A 15,337-nucleotide genomic window follows, 5' to 3' on the forward strand; every position below is an offset into this window, starting at 1 on the left:
ATTCCCGCAGGGGTTGTGGCCCCTCGGGTGCCCACCGCCCGGTGCGGCAAACGTGATCCCGGCCTGGCCCGGCGCGGGGAAGGGGTGCGGGCGGGTGGTGCCCCGCCCGCACCCGGTGGCCCTCCGGTTACAGCCGGGTGATGTCGGAGGGCGAGTAGATGCAGTGCACGCCGTCCGCGCCCTCGCCGATCTTCTTCGGCTCGGAGCCCTTCGGGACGCCCTGGTACTTCTCGCAGACCGTGGTGCTGCCGCTGATCTTGATCCCGGAGAAGCGGGCGGTGTCGCCCCAGTTGGTGTTGATGCCCGCGAGCACCTTGGTGGAGTACGCCGTGACGTTCTCCATCACCACGTGCCGCTGGTAGGAGGTCGAGCAGTTGCCGCACGCCCGGTAGAGCTTGCCCGAGTTGTGCACCTGGAAGTCGCGGATGGTCACGGTGCCCGCGCCGTTGTGCTGGAACACCTTGTCCGAACCCGACTTCGCGCCGCCGCCCTCAACCAGGTACCGGGCCGAGGAGCTGGAGGACTTGAACGTCGCGGCGTCCTCGCCCACGTCGTTCCACCACACGTTGCGGATGGTGCAGGAGCCCTCGCAGTGGATGCCGTCGCCGGCGGGCGCGTCGATGATCACGTTCTCGATGGTGCCGCCGTCGGCCACCACGAACATCGGGTCCTGGCTCTCGCCCTGACCGCCGTCGCCGATGCCGTAGTAGCTCTTGAGGCCGCCGTCGAAGTAGGCGCCGACGTCGCGGGTGTCGGTCAGCTTGACGCTGCCGGTGGGCGTGGGCCAGGAGCCGCCGCCCGGGTTGGTCGTGGTGGTCGTCGTCCGGATGGTCGTGGTCGTGGTGCGCGTGGTGCTGGTGGTCCTGGTCGTCGTGGTGGTGCCGGTGGGCGAGCCGGTGCACGTCACGCCGTTGAGCTTGAACGAGGTCGGCGCGGGGTTGGTGCCCGTCCACGAGCCGTTGAAGCCCGGTGTCACCGAGGCGCCCGTGGCCAGCGAGCCGTTGTAGCTCGCGTTGCGCACCGTCACCGCGCTGCCGGACTGGGAGAACTCGCCACCCCACAGCTGCGTGACCTGCTGGCCGGCCGGGAACGACCACTCCAGCGTCCACCCCGACAGGGCGTCGCCCAGGTTGGTGACCGTCACGTTGGCCCCGAACCCGCCGGTCCACTGGTTCGTCACCGCGTAGTCGACCCGGCAGCCCACCGCGGCGCTCGCGCTCGTGCCCGCCGCCACCACCAGACCACCGGTCAGCGCCGCCACCGAAACGGCCGCCGCGGCCAGCGCGGCCCGACCTCTCCTGCGCTCGTCCGTGCGCGAATTCATGCGTCGCCTCCTTGCGAGCAGAACTGTCCGGGAGCGGCACCCCGGGACGCGCCACCGATGCGGGCGCGCGGGGCTGCCGGATGTCTTCTGGGAGCGCTCCCAGGAAGCGTAGCCGTCAATTTATCCGGACGACAAGGAGATTCACGCTGGTGAAAAACCAGGCGGGTTCACATGAATGAACGCGCGCCGGCCACCGTTATCGGAGTTGTGGCGACAGGCCCTTCCCGACGCTCCGACCTGCACGCTCCCGATGCGGACGCCCGGACGGTACGCGTTGGACCATTAAGCGGTCAAGCCTTCCACATTTGTGAACACGCCGGCCCGCCCCCGAAGCCGAACGCCGCCAACTCACGGGACCCCACCAGGACGGAAATAGTTCAGCGAGCCAACTAACAGGGATTCATTGACTTAAGCGTTATAGCTCTGCATCCTGAACCCCCGCTTCCCACGCACCTTCAGGAGGACGCGGCATGGTGACCATCGCGGAAGTGGCACGGCACGCGGGGGTCGCGGTCAGCACGGTGTCGTACGCGCTCAGCGGCAAGCGCTCCATCTCCCCCGGCACGCGCCGGCGGGTGGAGGCGAGCGTCCGCGCCCTGGGGTACCAACCGCGCAAGAACGCGAACGGCGACCTGCTCCACCTGGCGCTGCCGGGTCACGGCGCGCTGGGCGCGGACTGGCTGGGCGCGTTCCTCGGCGCGGCCACCGCGACCGCGCACGCCGGCGGGGCCGACCTGCTGGTGAGCCCGTCGGCCCACCACCGCGGCGCGGCGGGCGTCGTCGTGGTGGCCCCGGCGTCGCCACCGCTCGACACGTCGGTGCCGGTGGTGGTCGTGGGCGGGGACGGCGGCGTCCCGGCGCACTCGCGGGTGGACCTGGACCGGGTCGCCGCGGGCGTGCGCGCCGCCAACTACCTGGCCGACCTCGGGCACCGCGCGGTCGCGTTCGTGCACAGCGGCCCGCCGGAGGACTTCCACCACGGCCTCGCGCGGGGCGCGCGGGAGCGGAACGCGGTGGTGCGGGCGCACTGCCGGTCGACCGAGGTGGACCAGGTGTTCGCGCACGACCGGCCGACCGCCGTGGTGGCGTCGGACGACGCGGCCCTGACCGCGGTCCTGGAGGACCTCCAGCGCAGGCAGCTGCGGGTGCCCGAGGACGTCTCGGTGCTGGCGCTGTGCTCGGACGAGGCCGCGCGGCGCGGGCGGTGGGCCGTGACGTCGGTGTCGGTGTCCCCGGCGGCCCTGGGCCGGGCCGCGGTCGAGGCGGTGCTCGACGGTCGGCCGACCACCAGGCTCCTGGCGCCGCGCCTGACGGTCCGGGCCAGCACCGCCCCGGTCCACGGCGGGGGCTGAGCCGGCCGGGCGGACCCCGCGGCCTCGGGGACCTCCACCCTCAGCGCCCCTCCCCCAGCGGCCCTCCCCCAGCGCCCTCCCCCAGCAACCCTCCCTCAGCGACCCTCGCGCGCCGCGCCCAGCGGCACCGGCCAACTCGCGCCGGCGGGACGCACGCCCGGGTACGGGGCCGTCACGAGCGGGTCCGGGGCGTCGGCCGCCAGGACGTCCAGCAGGTCGGTCGGCGTCCCGGTGCGGACCAGGAGGCGTCGTTGCCGGTCGGCGCCGCAGCCCACCCGGTGCAGCGCGGCCAGCGCCCGCTCGACCAGGTCCAGGTCCCCGTTGGCGGACAGCGCGGGCCGCGCGTGGCGGACCAGCCTGCGCAGCAGGTGCCGCACCGGCACCAGCTCGCCGGACAGCACGTCGAGGGTCCGGCCGCCCAGCCCGTCGCGGGCGGCGCGCCACCCGGCCGGCCGCAGCGCCTCGGCGGGCACCGCCGGGGCGGGCACACCGCGTTCGACGTCCGCCACGGCGGTGGTCGCCAGGGCACGGACCAGGGCGGTCAGCAGCAGCGCCTCGGTGGGGCCCGCCGCGACGTCCGCGACGCGCACCTCGACGGTGGGCAGGTGGCACGACGGGCGCACGTCCCAGTAGAGCATCGCGGGGTCCGTGGCCGCGCCGGACTCGCGCAGCAGCTCGGCCACCTCCTGGTAGTGCTCCCAGGAGGAGAAGTACGGCGGCGGGCCGGCGGTCGGCCACCGGTGCCACACCACCGTGCGCCAGCTGGCGTACCCGGTGTCGCGGCCCCGGGACAGGGGCGAGTTCGCGGTGAGCGCGCCCAGCACCGCCAGCCACGGCCGCAAGTGGTTGCACACCTGGACGGCCACCTCGCGGTCCGGCACCCCGACGTGCACGTGGCACCCGCAGATCGACTGCTCGTCGGCCAGCTGCCCGAAGGTGCGGGAGATCAGCCGGTACCGCGGCAGGTCCGCGATCGCCCCGGCGGGGTCGCCCAGCGGGGCCGCGCCGACCGCGAGCGCCAGGCACCCGGCCTCCCCCGCGGCCCGCGAGACCGCCGACCGCATCGCCACCAGCTCCCGGCGGACCTGCGCCAGGTCGTGGCACACCCCGGTCTTCGCCTCCACCTGCGCGGTGAGCATCTCGTGGTCCAGCTCCAGGCCGAAGCGGCCCCGCGCCGCGGCGACCACCTCGCGCGCCCTGGGCACCGGCACGCCGGTCGCGGGGTCGACCAGGAGGAACTCCTCCTCGACACCGACCGTCGGCGTCCCGGTCGACGGGAGTGGCTGGCCCATGGCTTCCACCGTCCTGCTCTGGCGTCGGGTGCCGCGGGGCGGGGTGCGCTCGGCGACCACCACCCGGCGGCGCCGGCGCGCTGTTCGACCGGCTGAGCGGGCCACCCGTGCAGGGAGGGTGGCCCGGAATCCGGTTACCCCAACGGGATGCGGTGAAACCGCCGGCCTGTTGCGACCGTCCGTTGTGGACTGCGGGACCGGTCGTGAGCCCCGGGTGGCGGACCGGTGGTCCACCCGGCGGGCGCGGTCGGGCGATCGGGGCGGCGGGTCCTCCGACGCGGGCCCGGCGAACCGGCGATGCGAGTCGGCGACGCGGGCCGGCGGCGGGCACGGCCGACGGCGATCCGGCGCGGGAGCGGCGCACCGGGGGCGCAAACCTCGCGACCCTCGCGAACCTCGCGCCGGGGCGTGGTCGGCACCGAGGTCCACCACCTCGTCACCGGCTTTCACCCTCGTCGAGCGCAGCGCCGGCCGCCCGTCGCCCGCACTGGTTTCCCGTTGCGTCGACCGCCAATCAAACTTCACTCGTTCAGATGTACAACTTCACCCGAGGGTCTACCGACAGGTCCAGAGGTCGCTCCGCCCGGGGCAGGCTCCGCCTGGCGGCCCGTCCAGGACTCCGAATATCGTCGAGAACGGAGGGGGAAGGCTGTGGGCGTGGAACTGGCCAGGGTGCTGACCGACGCGGCTCGGACGCTCGCCGAGCAGCAGTCGGTCGACGCGACCGCCGAGCGCGTCGTGGAACTGGCGCTCGCGGTGGTGCCCGGCGCGGGTTCCGCCTCGCTGTCGCTGGCCCGCACCGGCGCCCTCCACACCGTGGCCGCCACCGACGAGGTGGCCCTCTCCGCCGACGCCGCCCAGTACGACGCCGGCGAGGGCCCCTGCCTCCACGTGCTGCCGCACGACCAGGTGCTGCGGGCCGGTGACCTGACCGAGGACGAGCGGTGGCCGCGGTTCCGGGCCCGCGCGCTGGAGCTGGGCGTCCACGGCGTGCTGGCCTGCCACCTGCCCACCCGCGACGGCGGGCGGTCGGCCCTCAACCTCTACGCCCGCGAAGCCGGCGCGCTCGACGAGCACAGCGAGGCCGTGGCGAGGCTTTACGCGACCCACGCGGCCATCGCGCTGGCCACGGCGCTGCGGGACGAGGACCTGCGCACCGCGGTGGTCAGCCGCGAGGCCATCGGCCGGGCCATGGGCATCCTGATGCAGCGGCACCACATCAAGTCCGACCAGGCGTTCCAGCTGCTGTCGGCCGCCTCGCAGAAGCTGAACATCAAGGTGCGGCGGCTCGCCGAGATCATCTCCGACACCGGCATCGACGCCCGCGACACCGCGGAGCTGGCCCGCCAGGCGGCCAAGGAGGCGGGCGTCCGGGCGGGCGAGCTGCACGAACGGCTCGCCTCGAACGGCCCGAGGACCGGCGCCTCCGGCCCCCGGCACCTCACCGAGGCCAACCGCCGGGCCCAGCAGGCCGCGGCGCGGGCGGCCGACCGCCTGCAACGCACCATGGCCGCCTACCTCTCCGCCGCCGACGCGCACGAGCGGGCCGCCGCCATGCACGAGAAGATCGCCGCCAACGGGCTCAAAGCGGACCGGGAGCACCACCTGCGCCAGGCCGAGGAGCACCGGCAGGCCGCCGCGGCCTCGCGGCAGGCGGTGCAGAACGGACTGAGCCGACCACCCACGACGTGACCCGACGACGTGACCCGACGACGTGACCCGGCCACGAGCCGCCGGGGACCGCCGCAGCCCGCACGGCCCACCGCGGCCGGCGCAGCCCGCCAAGGCCCACCGCGGCTACCGCGGCCCGGCGCGGGCAGCCCGCCCCATCGCGGCCACCCGGTCGAGGCACTACGGTCGGTGCACACCGGCGGAGGAAGGGAGCCCCATGCCCGAGGCGCACCGTGACCTGATCGTGGTGGGCGCCTCGGCCGGCGGGGTGGAGGCGCTGCGCGCGCTGGTCGCGGGCCTGCCCGCCGACCTGCCCGCGGCGGTGGCCGTGGTGCTGCACATGCCCCCGGGCGGCGCGAGCGCGTTGCCCGCGATCCTGGACCGCTCCGGCCCGCTGCCCGCGGTCTTCGCGCGGACGGGGATGCCCTTGACGCCCGGCCGGGTCTTCGTGGCGCTGCCGGACCACCACCTGCTCGTCGTGGAGGACCGGTTCGCGCTGTCCCACGGCCCGACCGAGAACGGGCACCGGCCCGCGGTCGACGCGCTGTTCCGGTCCGCCGCCATCGCGCGCGGCCCGCGGGTGACCTGCGCCGTCCTGTCGGGCGTCCTCGACGACGGCGTGGCGGGCGCGGTGGCGGTCCGCGCCCGCGGTGGCCGGGTCGTGGTGCAGTCGCCGGAGGACGCGCTGCACCCCGGCATGCCGGAGAACGTGCTGCGCCACGTCCGGGCCGACCGCGTGCTGCCCGCCGCGGGGCTGGGCGCCGTGCTGGCGGAACTCGCCCGGGAACCGGTGGCGCCGTCCTCCGCGCCGCCCGCGCCGCCGCAGGTGGAGCAGGAGGACCGGATCGTCCGGGGTTGGCGGGAGAGGGTGGGCGGCACGGGCATGATCGGCGAGGCCAGCGGGTACACGTGCCCGGACTGCAACGGCGTGTTGAACGAACTCCAGCCCGGCACGCTGCGCTTCCGGTGCCAGATCGGGCACGCGTGGTCGGTGGAGGCCCTGGCCCAGGCGCAGGGCGACGCCTTCGAGAAGGCGCTCTGGACGGCGCTGCGCACGCTGGAGGAGAAGGTGCGGCTGTCCGAGCGGATGATGGGCGCCGCCCGCGCCCGCGGCGACGGTCGCCAGGCCGAGAAGTACCAGGGCCGGTTGGAGGAGTCCGTCCGCGCGGTGGACGTGCTCCGCGGGTTCCTGCTCGGTCAGGGCGAACAGGAACCCGAGGACGAGGACGCCACGAGCGGTGACCGGACCGGCTGATCGGCTGACAGGCTCACCGGCGCACGCGCCGCCGCCGGCGCGGCGGGTAACCTCCACCCCCGTGAGCCCCGAACCCGCCGAGCCGGACAGCAAGTTCGAAGCCGTCCTCAAGCACCTCAAAGAAGCACGCGGGTTCGACTTCACCGGCTACAAGCGCACCAGCCTCGCCCGCCGGGTGCGGCGGCGGATGGCCCAGGTCGGCATCGACGACTTCGGCGACTACACGGACCTCCTCCAGGTCAACCCGGAGGAGTTCGACGCGCTGTTCAACACCATCCTGATCAACGTCACGGACTTCTTCCGGGACGCCGAGGCGTGGGAGCACGTCCGCGCCGACGTCATCCCGCTGCTGCTCGCCGAGCGCGGCCCGGACGACCCGGTGCGGGTGTGGAGCGCGGGCTGCGCGGGCGGGCAGGAGGCGTACAGCCTGGCCATGGCCTTCGCCGACGCGCTGGGCCCCGAGCGGTTCCGGCAGCGGGTCAAGATCTACGCCACCGACGTCGACGAGGAGGCGCTGGCGCAGGCGCGGCAGGCGTCGTACTCCGCCGCCGAGGTGCACAACCTCACCGAGGAGCAGCTCCAGCGGTACTTCGACCAGCAGGGCAACCGGCACGTGTTCCGCAAGGACCTGCGCCGGTCGGTCATCTTCGGCCGCAACGACCTGGTCCAGGACGCCCCCATCTCCCGGATAGACCTCCTGGTCTGCCGCAACACCCTCATGTACTTCAACGCGGAGACCCAGGGCAAGATCCTCAACCGGTTCCACTTCGCGCTGTCGCCGCGCGGGATGCTGTTCCTGGGCAAGGCCGAGATGCTGCTCTCGCACACCAGGATCTTCGACCCGGTCGACCTCAAGCGCCGCACGTTCCGCCGGGCACCCGGCGCGGCGACGGGCGTGAGCAACCTCGTCACCCACTCCGGGGCGCCCGACCGCACCCGCGACGTCGGGGGGTTGGCCGAGCTGCGCGAGCACGCGTTCTCCGCCGGGCCGGTCGCCCAGGTCGTCGTCACCGGCGAGGACATCGTCGCGCTGGTCAACCAGCAGGCCGAGATCACGTTCGGGCTCTCCCACCGCGACATCGGCCGGCCGCTGCGCGACCTGGAGGTCTCCTACCGGCCGGTCGAGCTGCGCGGCTACGTCGAGCAGTGCAAGGTCGAGCGCCGCGCGATCCGCATCAAGGACGTCGAGTGGTCCCGCTCGCCGGGCGACGCGGTCTGGTTCGAGATCCACGTCAACCCGCTGGTCCACGCCGACAACGGCCTGCTGGGCGTCACCATCGTCTTCCACGACGTCACCGCGGCGCGCAAGCTGCTGGAGGAGCTGGAGCACACCAACCGGCAACTGGAATCGGCCTACGAGGAGCTCCAGTCCACCAATGAGGAACTGGAGACGACCAACGAGGAACTCCAGTCCACGGTGGAGGAGCTGGAGACGACCAACGAGGAGCTCCAGTCCACCAACGAGGAACTGGAGACCATGAACGAGGAGCTCCAGTCGACCAACGACGAGCTCCAGGCCATCAACGACACCCTGCGCGAGCGCAGCGCCGAGCTGGACCAGGTCAACGACTTCCTGGAGGCGATCCTGACCTCCGTGCGCTTCGGCGTGATCGTCGTCGACCCCGACCTGCGGGTGATGGTGTGGAACCGGGGCACCGAGGACCTGTGGGGCCTGCGCCGCGACGAGGCCGTGGGCGAGCACCTGCTCAACCTGGACATCGGCCTGCCGGTCGGCGAGCTGCGCTCGGCGGTCCGCGCGGCGCTGTCCGGGACGGACACCGACGACGTGCTCATGCTCGACGCGATCAACCGACGCGGTCGCAACACCACGGTCCGCGTGATCGTCGCGCCGATGCGCCGCCAGGACGGCGCCGCCTGGGGCGCGATACTGGTGATGGAGCCCTCCGGCCCGGGGTGACCCGGGCGCCGGGTTCAGCGGGCGCCCGCGTCCAGCACCGCCCAGACGACCTTGGTCCCGTTCACCGGGTCCGGCACGCACCCCCACGTCAGGGCCAGCTGCGCCACCTGCAGCATCCCCCCTCCCCGCTGCGGCGAACCGCCGGGGTCCCGCAGCACCGCCGCCGCCGGGTCGTCGTCGGCTACCGCGACGGTCAGCCTGGCGCCCCGCAGCTCCAGCCGCAGCCGGGCCTCCGACCTCGCGTGCAGGACGGTGTTCGTCACCAGCTCCGACGCCACCTGGACCGCCGTGTGCACGACCTGCTCGGGCACCGACCAGGTCGCGCACACCTCGCGGACGAACGCCCGCGCGGCCCGGGGGCTGCCGGTGGCGCGCGGCAGCACCCGGTGCGCCCGCCGGCTCGGCGCGGGCCGGTCGACGTGCGCCAGCGCGTCGGCGACGGTGCCGTGCACGGCCACGTACCGGCGCAGCGCCGTGCCCTCCGGCAGGTGCCCGGTCGCCCCGGCGAGCAGCAGCGGCACGGTCGGCCAGTCGCAGGTCCGCAGCCACACCGCGGCGAAGACGCTGAGCAGGTACTCGCCCCGGACCTCCAGGTCCGACAGGTCCACCACCACGGCCCGTGGTTGCTCGACGGCGCACTTGAGCAGGGTGTTGCGCAGCGAGGCGTAGTTGGCCACGTCGAGCACACCGCTCGGGCTCACCACGAGGCAGTCCTCCACCGGTCGCACGTCGCAGCGCAACCCGCTTCCCGTCTGCATCGACCTCCCCCATCCAGCCCGTCCGGCTCCGCGTGCCCGGAGGCTACCCACGTCCCCGGGAGGGCAACCGGGCGAATGCCGGCCGCCGGTGGGCTCCCGGTCACGCCAGGCGCAGCACCGCCGCGCCGCCGGCGGGCACGGTGACGCCGGCGGGCCAGTCCGCGCCGGTGAGCAGGTCGATCCCGCTCAGCGCCACCTCGGCGGGCGCACCGGTGTGGTTGATCACGAACGCGTAGTCGGCGTGGACGCCGTGGCGGCGCACGACCTCCACGTCCCGGGGCAGGTCGACGGGCGCGAGGCCGGCGTCGTCGCCGACCTGCCGCAGCACCCGGGCCAGCGACTCGCCGCGCAGCCGGGTGGACAGGTACCAGGCGCTGCCCGCGCCGAACCGGTTGCGGGTGACGGCGGGACCGCCGGCGGCCGGGCCGTCGGCGTAGTCCAGCACGGACCGGGCGCCGGCCGGCCGGACGTCCTCCGCCCACACGTCGCCGGTGAGGCCGCCGGTCAGCGAGACCCGCTCGCCCCGGCGCAGCGGCAGGAACTCCTCCACGGTCAGGCCGAGCACGTCGCGCAGCGCGCCGGGGTGGCCGCCGGGGTGCACCGCGTCGTTGCCGTCGACGACGCCGGAGAAGCACGAGACCGCCAGCGTGCCGCCGCCCGCCACGTAGTCGGCCAGCACCTTCGCCGCCGGCGCGGTGGTCAGGTACAGCGACGGGACCACGACCAGCCGGTAGTCGGCGAGGTCGCCCTCCGGCGGGACGAAGTCGGCGGTCAGGTGGGCGTCCCACAGCTGCTCGTAGAACGCGCCGACCCGCTCCCGGTAGCCCAGGTCGACCGAGGGCCGCCAGGGCAGCTCCAGCGCCCACCACGACTCCCAGTCCCACACCACCGCCACGTCGGCGCGGACCAGGCTGCCCCGGACCTCGCGCAGCGAGGCCAGGTCCTCGCCCAGCCGCACCACCTCGCGCCACACCCGGCTGCCCGTGCCGGCGTGCGGGACCATCGCGGAGTGGAACTTCTCGGCGCCGAACCGGGAGGCCCGCCACTGGAAGAACATCACCGCGTCCGCTCCCCTGGCCACGTGCGCCAGGCTGTTGCGGGCCATCTCGCCCGGCCGCTTGGCGATGTTGCGCGGCTGCCAGTTGACCGCGCTCGTGGAGTGCTCCATCAGCATCCACGGCTGCCCGTCGGCGACCGCGCGGGTCAGGTCGGCGGCCAGGGCCAGGTCCACGTGGGGCCGCTCTGCCTCGGCGGTGAGGTAGTGGTCGTTGGCCACCACGTCGACCTCCGCGCCCCACCGCCAGTAGTCGACGGACTTGCAGTTGGCGGTCATGAAGTTGGTGGTGACCGGCAGGGACGAGTGCTCGCGCAGCAGGTCGCGCTCGGCGCGGTAGCAGGCCAGCAGCTCGTCGGAGCAGAACCGCATGAAGTCCAGCTCCTGCGCCGGGTTGTTCGCGGTGGCCGTGGCGCGGGGCGGTTCGACCTCGTCCCAGTCCTCGTAGCGCTGGCCCCAGAAGGTGGTGCCCCAGGCCGCGTTGAGCGCGTCCGCGCTGCCGTGGCGGGTCCGCAGCCAGCGGCGGAAGGCGCGGGCCGACTCCGCGCAGTAGCAGGCGCCCAGCGGCGCGCCGTACTCGTTGTGCACGTGCCACAGCGCCAGGGCGGGGTGGCCGGCGTAGCGGGCGGCGAGGGCGCGGGTGACGCGCGCGGCGGCGTCGCGGTAGGCGGGTGAGCTGGGGCAGAACGTCGCGCGCGAGCCGCGGTCGAGGACCACGCCCTCGCGGGTCACCGGCCGGATCTCCGGGTGGGCGCGGTAGAGCCAGGCGGGCGGCACGACCGTGGGCGTGGCGAGGTTGACCGACACGCCCGCGCCGTGCAGCAGGTCGAGCAGCCGGTCCAGCCAGCCGAAGTCGAACTGGCCGGGGCGGGGTTCCAGCAGCGCCCACGAGTGGATGGCGACGCTGACCAGGTTCACCCCGGCCCGGCGCATCAGCTCGACGTCCTCGGCCCACACCTGCTCGGGCCACTGCTCCGCGTTGTAGTCGCCGCCGTACACCAGACCGCTCACACCCACCGGCCAGGACGGACCACCCGGACGCGAGACCCCGAACGCCATGAACACCCCTGCGGCTGTGAACGTGCACAAGTTCCAACGCCGATTAACGACGTGCAACAAGGCAGTGTCAAGTGGTTGACACGGTCCAGGGCCGCAAAACTACTGTGCACGTTCACAGCGCGGTTCCCGCCGGCAAGGGCGTCGGCGACGCGTACACCCCGGAGAGATCCCATGCGACTCGATCTGGTGAAGAAGTCCCTCGCCGTCGGACTCGGACTCGCCCTGCTCGCCGGCTGCGGCGGCGACGCGGGGGACGCCGGCGGCCCCGTCGAGCTGACCTTCTGGTCCTGGGCGCCCGGCATCGAAGAGGTCGTCGGGCGGTGGAACGCCGGCCACCCGGGCGCCGAGGTGGTGGTGAGCAAGCAGGCGTCGGGCGACGACCTGGTGACCAAGCTGCTGACCAGTGCCAAGGGCGGCAACCCGCCGGACCTGGCCCAGGTCGAGTACCAGGCGCTGCCGACCCTGGTGAGCAACGACGTGCTGGCCGACGTCTCCGAGGTGGCGGGCGGGGCGAGGGACCGGTTCGCCCCGGGCGTGTGGGACCAGGTCACGCTCGGCGGCAGCGGCGTGTACGCCGTGCCCCAGGACTCCGGTCCGATGATGTTCTACTACCGCGCCGACCTGTTCGAGCAGTACGGCCTGACCGTGCCGAAGACCTGGGACGACTACGCGCGGACGGCGCGCGACCTGCGCGCCGAGGCGCCCGACAGGTTCCTGGGCACCTTCTCCTCCAACGACCCGGGCTGGTTCGCGGGCCTGGTCCAGCAGGCCGGCGGCCAGTGGTGGTCGGTGGAGGGCGACAGGTGGAAGGTCGCCGTCGACGACGAGGCCTCGCGCAAGGTCACCGCGTACTGGAGCGGCCTGGTCGCCGAGGGCGCGGTGGACAAGTCGCCGATGTACACGCCGGAGTGGAACAAGGCGCTCAACGACGGCGTCCAGATCGGCTGGCTCAGCGCCGTGTGGGCGCCCGGCGTGCTCCAGGGCAACGCCGGGAGCACCAAGGGCAAGTGGGCCATGGCGCCGATGCCGCAGTGGGACCCGGCGTCGCCGCGCACCGGCAACTGGGGCGGCTCCACCACGGCCGTGACCGCCGGCTCGGAGCACCAGCGGGTCGCCGCCGAGTTCGCGGTGTGGCTCAACACCGACCCCGAAGCCGTCTCCGCCCTGGTGACCGAGAGCGGCGTCTACCCCGCCGCGACCGCCGCGCAGACCGGCGGCGCGCTGGCCGAGCCGCCCGCGTTCTTCGCCAACCAGCCCGACTTCTACGACCGGGTCGCCGAGATCGCGGACACCGCGGCGAGCTTCACCTGGGGCCCCAACGTGAACGTCGCCTACACCACCTACAAGAACGCCTTCGGCGAGGCGATCGCGGCGGGGGCGGACCTGGTGCCCGCGTTGGCCGAGGTGCAGGAGGCGACCCTCGCCGACCTGAAGGCGAACGGGTTCCCGGTCGGATGAGGAAGACCACCGCGCGGCCCACGACCGCCGGCGCGGCGCCGTACGCCTTCGTCGCGCCGGCCGTCGTGCTGTTCGCCCTGGCGTTCCTGCTGCCCATCGGCTACACCGTCTACTTGAGCCTGTTCCGCGTCGAGGTCAAGGGGCTCGGGCTGGGCAGGGGCAGCCGTAGCGAGGTGTTCGCCGGCCTGGACAACTACGTGCGCGCGTTCACCGACGCCGAACTGGGCGCGGGCGTGGTGCGGGTGCTGGTCTACGGCGGCATCCTGGTGCCGACCATGCTGGGGTTGGCGCTGGTCTTCGCGCTGCTGCTGGACGAGGAGCGGGTGCGGGCGCGCGGGTTCGCCCGGATCGCGATCTTCCTGCCCTACGCGATCCCCGGCGTGATCGCCACGCTGCTGTGGGGCTTCCTGTACCTGCCCGCCACCAGCCCGCTCAACCAGGCGCTGCGCGGGCTGGCGGCCCCGGAGGTGGACTTCCTGTCGCCCACCGGCATCTACTTCGCGCTGGCCAACATCGCGGTCTGGGGCGGCGTGGGCTACAACATGGTCGTCCTCTACACGGCGCTGCGCGCCATCCCGCGCGACCTTTACGAGGCGGCGCGCGTCGACGGCTGCACGCCGTTGCAGGTCGCCCTGCGGGTCAAGGTGCCCATGCTGGCCCCAGCCCTGGTGCTGACCACGCTGTTCTCGGTCATCGCCACGCTCCAGGTGTTCGCCGAGCCGACCACGCTGGCGCCGCTGACCAACTCCCTGTCCCGCACCTGGACCCCGCTGATGAAGGTCTACCAGGACGCCTTCGCCCGGGGCGACGTCCACTCCGCGGCGGCCACCTCGGTGCTGATCGGGCTCGGCACGGGCGTGATCTCGTTCGGCCTGCTGCGGGCCACCCGCCGGTTCGGGGGCCTGCGGTGAACGCCCGCCGCCCCGTGCTGCCGACGCTGGTGCTGCTGCTCGGCGCGCTGTACTGCCTGTTCCCCGTGGCCTGGGTGCTGGTCGCGGCGACCAAGAGCAGCGGCGAGCTGTTCTCCACCACGACCTTCGAGCTGGGCTCGTCGCTACTGGCGAACCTCGGCGACCTGTCCGACCACCGCGACGGCCTGTTCTGGCGGTGGGTGGCCAACTCCGCGCTGTACGCGGGCGTGGGCGCGCTGCTGTCGGCGGCCGTGTCCGGTGCCGCCGGGTTCGCGCTGGCCAAGTACTCCTTCCGCGGCCGGGACCTGTTCTTCAACGCGCTCATCGCGGGCGTGCTGGTGCCCTCGGTGGTGCTGGCCGTCCCCCAGTACCTGCTGCTGGCGGAGGTCGGGCTGACCGACTCCTACCTGTCCGTGCTGCTACCCAGCGTGATCAGCCCGTACGGCATCTACCTGGCGCGCATCCACGCGGCGGCGTCCGTGCCCGACGACGTGGTGGAGGCCGCCCGCACCGACGGCGCCGGCGAGACCCGCGTCCTGGTCTCGATCGCGCTGCCGATGATGCTGCCGGGCCTGGTCACGGTGTTCCTGTTCCAGTTCGCGTCCATCTGGAACAACTTCCTGCTGCCGTTCGTCATGCTCGGCGACGACGGCAAGTTCCCGGTCACCCTCGGCCTCTACACGCTGCTCAACCAGGGCAACACCACGCCCGCCCTCTACACCCTCGTGGTCGCCGGCTCGCTGGTGTCCGTTCTACCCTTGATCGGGTTGTTCCTGCTGCTCCAGCGGTACTGGCGGGTGGACCTGCTCTCGGGTTCGGTGAAGGCGTGAGGAAGGTATGACCGTCGATCGCGACAAGGCACGCCGTCGGGCGACCATCCACGACGTGGCCGCCGCCGCGGGCGTGTCCCGGGGGACGGTCTCGCGGGCGCTCAACGGCGGGCGCAACGTCAGCCCGAGCGCGCTGGAGGCCGTCCGCCGGGCCGTGCGCACCACCGGCTACGTCGCCAACTCGGCGGCGCGCAGCCTGGTGACGCAGCGGGCGCACTCGGTGGCGTTCGTGCTCACCGAGCCGCAGCAGCGGCTGTTCGAGGACCCCAACTTCAGCGTCCTGCTCCAGGGCTGCACGCAAGCGCTGGCCGAGCACGACGTGCCGCTGCTGCTGATGACCGCGGGCAGCGACGTCGAGCGCGAGCGCACCAGCCGGTTCATCGCCGCCGGGCACGTCGGCGGCGTGCTGCTGGTGTCCTCGCACAGCGGCAACCCGCTGCTGGAGGACCTGCGGC

General features: G+C 73.6%; 12 protein-coding genes. 8 read left to right on the top strand and 4 right to left on the bottom strand.

From position 1 onward, the window contains the following. Positions 1-127: 127 nt before the first annotated feature. A complete protein-coding gene (locus tag ACFV4N_RS12605) occupies positions 128-1,324 on the bottom strand; it encodes a pectate lyase (protein ID WP_499672627.1) in 1,197 nt (398 codons plus the stop codon). A gap of 470 nt (positions 1,325-1,794) precedes the next feature. Between ACFV4N_RS12605 and ACFV4N_RS12610 the strand changes: the two genes are divergently transcribed. Then, positions 1,795-2,676, top strand: coding sequence for a LacI family DNA-binding transcriptional regulator (locus ACFV4N_RS12610; protein ID WP_499672628.1), 882 nt, complete (start codon positions 1,795-1,797; stop codon positions 2,674-2,676). 95 nt (positions 2,677-2,771) lie between these two features. On the opposite strand, the gene ACFV4N_RS12615 is transcribed toward ACFV4N_RS12610, so the two are convergent. Further along, entirely contained in the window at positions 2,772-3,968 is a 1,197-nt protein-coding gene (locus tag ACFV4N_RS12615; protein ID WP_499672629.1) for a carboxylate-amine ligase, read from the bottom strand. Positions 3,969-4,625: 657 nt separating this feature from the next. Between ACFV4N_RS12615 and ACFV4N_RS12620 the strand changes: the two genes are divergently transcribed. The 3 genes from ACFV4N_RS12620 to ACFV4N_RS12630 all read left to right on the top strand — a co-directional run bounded on the left by ACFV4N_RS12620 (position 4,626) and on the right by ACFV4N_RS12630 (position 8,812). Further along, positions 4,626-5,660 carry an ANTAR domain-containing protein gene (locus ACFV4N_RS12620; RefSeq protein ID WP_499672630.1) on the top strand — a complete coding sequence of 345 codons (1,035 nt, stop codon included), beginning with the start codon at positions 4,626-4,628 and terminating at the stop codon, positions 5,658-5,660. A gap of 196 nt (positions 5,661-5,856) precedes the next feature. Beyond that, positions 5,857-6,894 carry a chemotaxis protein CheB gene (locus ACFV4N_RS12625; protein ID WP_499672631.1) on the top strand — a complete coding sequence of 346 codons (1,038 nt, stop codon included), beginning with the start codon at positions 5,857-5,859 and terminating at the stop codon, positions 6,892-6,894. Between the two features lie 61 nt (positions 6,895-6,955). Further along, positions 6,956-8,812: a CheR family methyltransferase gene (locus ACFV4N_RS12630; protein WP_499672632.1), complete on the top strand. Its 1,857-nt coding sequence runs from the start codon at positions 6,956-6,958 to the stop codon at positions 8,810-8,812. 14 nt (positions 8,813-8,826) lie between these two features. On the opposite strand, the gene ACFV4N_RS12635 is transcribed toward ACFV4N_RS12630, so the two are convergent. Both ACFV4N_RS12635 and ACFV4N_RS12640 read right to left on the bottom strand, forming a co-directional pair. Beyond that, on the bottom strand, positions 8,827-9,570 hold the full coding sequence (locus tag ACFV4N_RS12635; protein ID WP_499672633.1) for an ATP-binding protein: 744 nt from the start codon (positions 9,568-9,570) through the stop codon (positions 8,827-8,829). Between the two features lie 100 nt (positions 9,571-9,670). Further along, positions 9,671-11,635, bottom strand: coding sequence for a beta-galactosidase (locus tag ACFV4N_RS12640; RefSeq protein WP_499672634.1), 1,965 nt, complete (start codon positions 11,633-11,635; stop codon positions 9,671-9,673). Positions 11,636-11,854: 219 nt separating this feature from the next. Between ACFV4N_RS12640 and ACFV4N_RS12645 the strand changes: the two genes are divergently transcribed. The 4 genes from ACFV4N_RS12645 to ACFV4N_RS12660 form a co-directional block, all read left to right on the top strand. Then, positions 11,855-13,141, top strand: coding sequence for an ABC transporter substrate-binding protein (locus tag ACFV4N_RS12645; RefSeq protein WP_499672635.1), 1,287 nt, complete (start codon positions 11,855-11,857; stop codon positions 13,139-13,141). Beyond that, positions 13,138-14,052 (top strand): carbohydrate ABC transporter permease, encoded by a 915-nt coding sequence (locus tag ACFV4N_RS12650; RefSeq protein WP_499672636.1) that lies wholly within the window; start codon positions 13,138-13,140, stop codon positions 14,050-14,052. Before ACFV4N_RS12645 ends, ACFV4N_RS12650 begins: the two co-directional genes overlap by 4 nt. Beyond that, complete coding sequence (locus ACFV4N_RS12655) at positions 14,049-14,882, top strand: carbohydrate ABC transporter permease (protein WP_499672637.1); 834 nt, start codon at positions 14,049-14,051, stop codon at positions 14,880-14,882. Before ACFV4N_RS12650 ends, ACFV4N_RS12655 begins: the two co-directional genes overlap by 4 nt. Positions 14,883-14,889: 7 nt before the next feature. Beyond that, positions 14,890-15,337 (top strand): LacI family DNA-binding transcriptional regulator (locus ACFV4N_RS12660; RefSeq protein ID WP_499672638.1); only part of this gene is annotated, 448 nt, incomplete at its 3' end.

It is taken from the genome of Actinosynnema sp. NPDC059797 (assembly GCF_042732085.1).
Classification (GTDB): domain Bacteria; phylum Actinomycetota; class Actinomycetes; order Mycobacteriales; family Pseudonocardiaceae; genus Actinosynnema.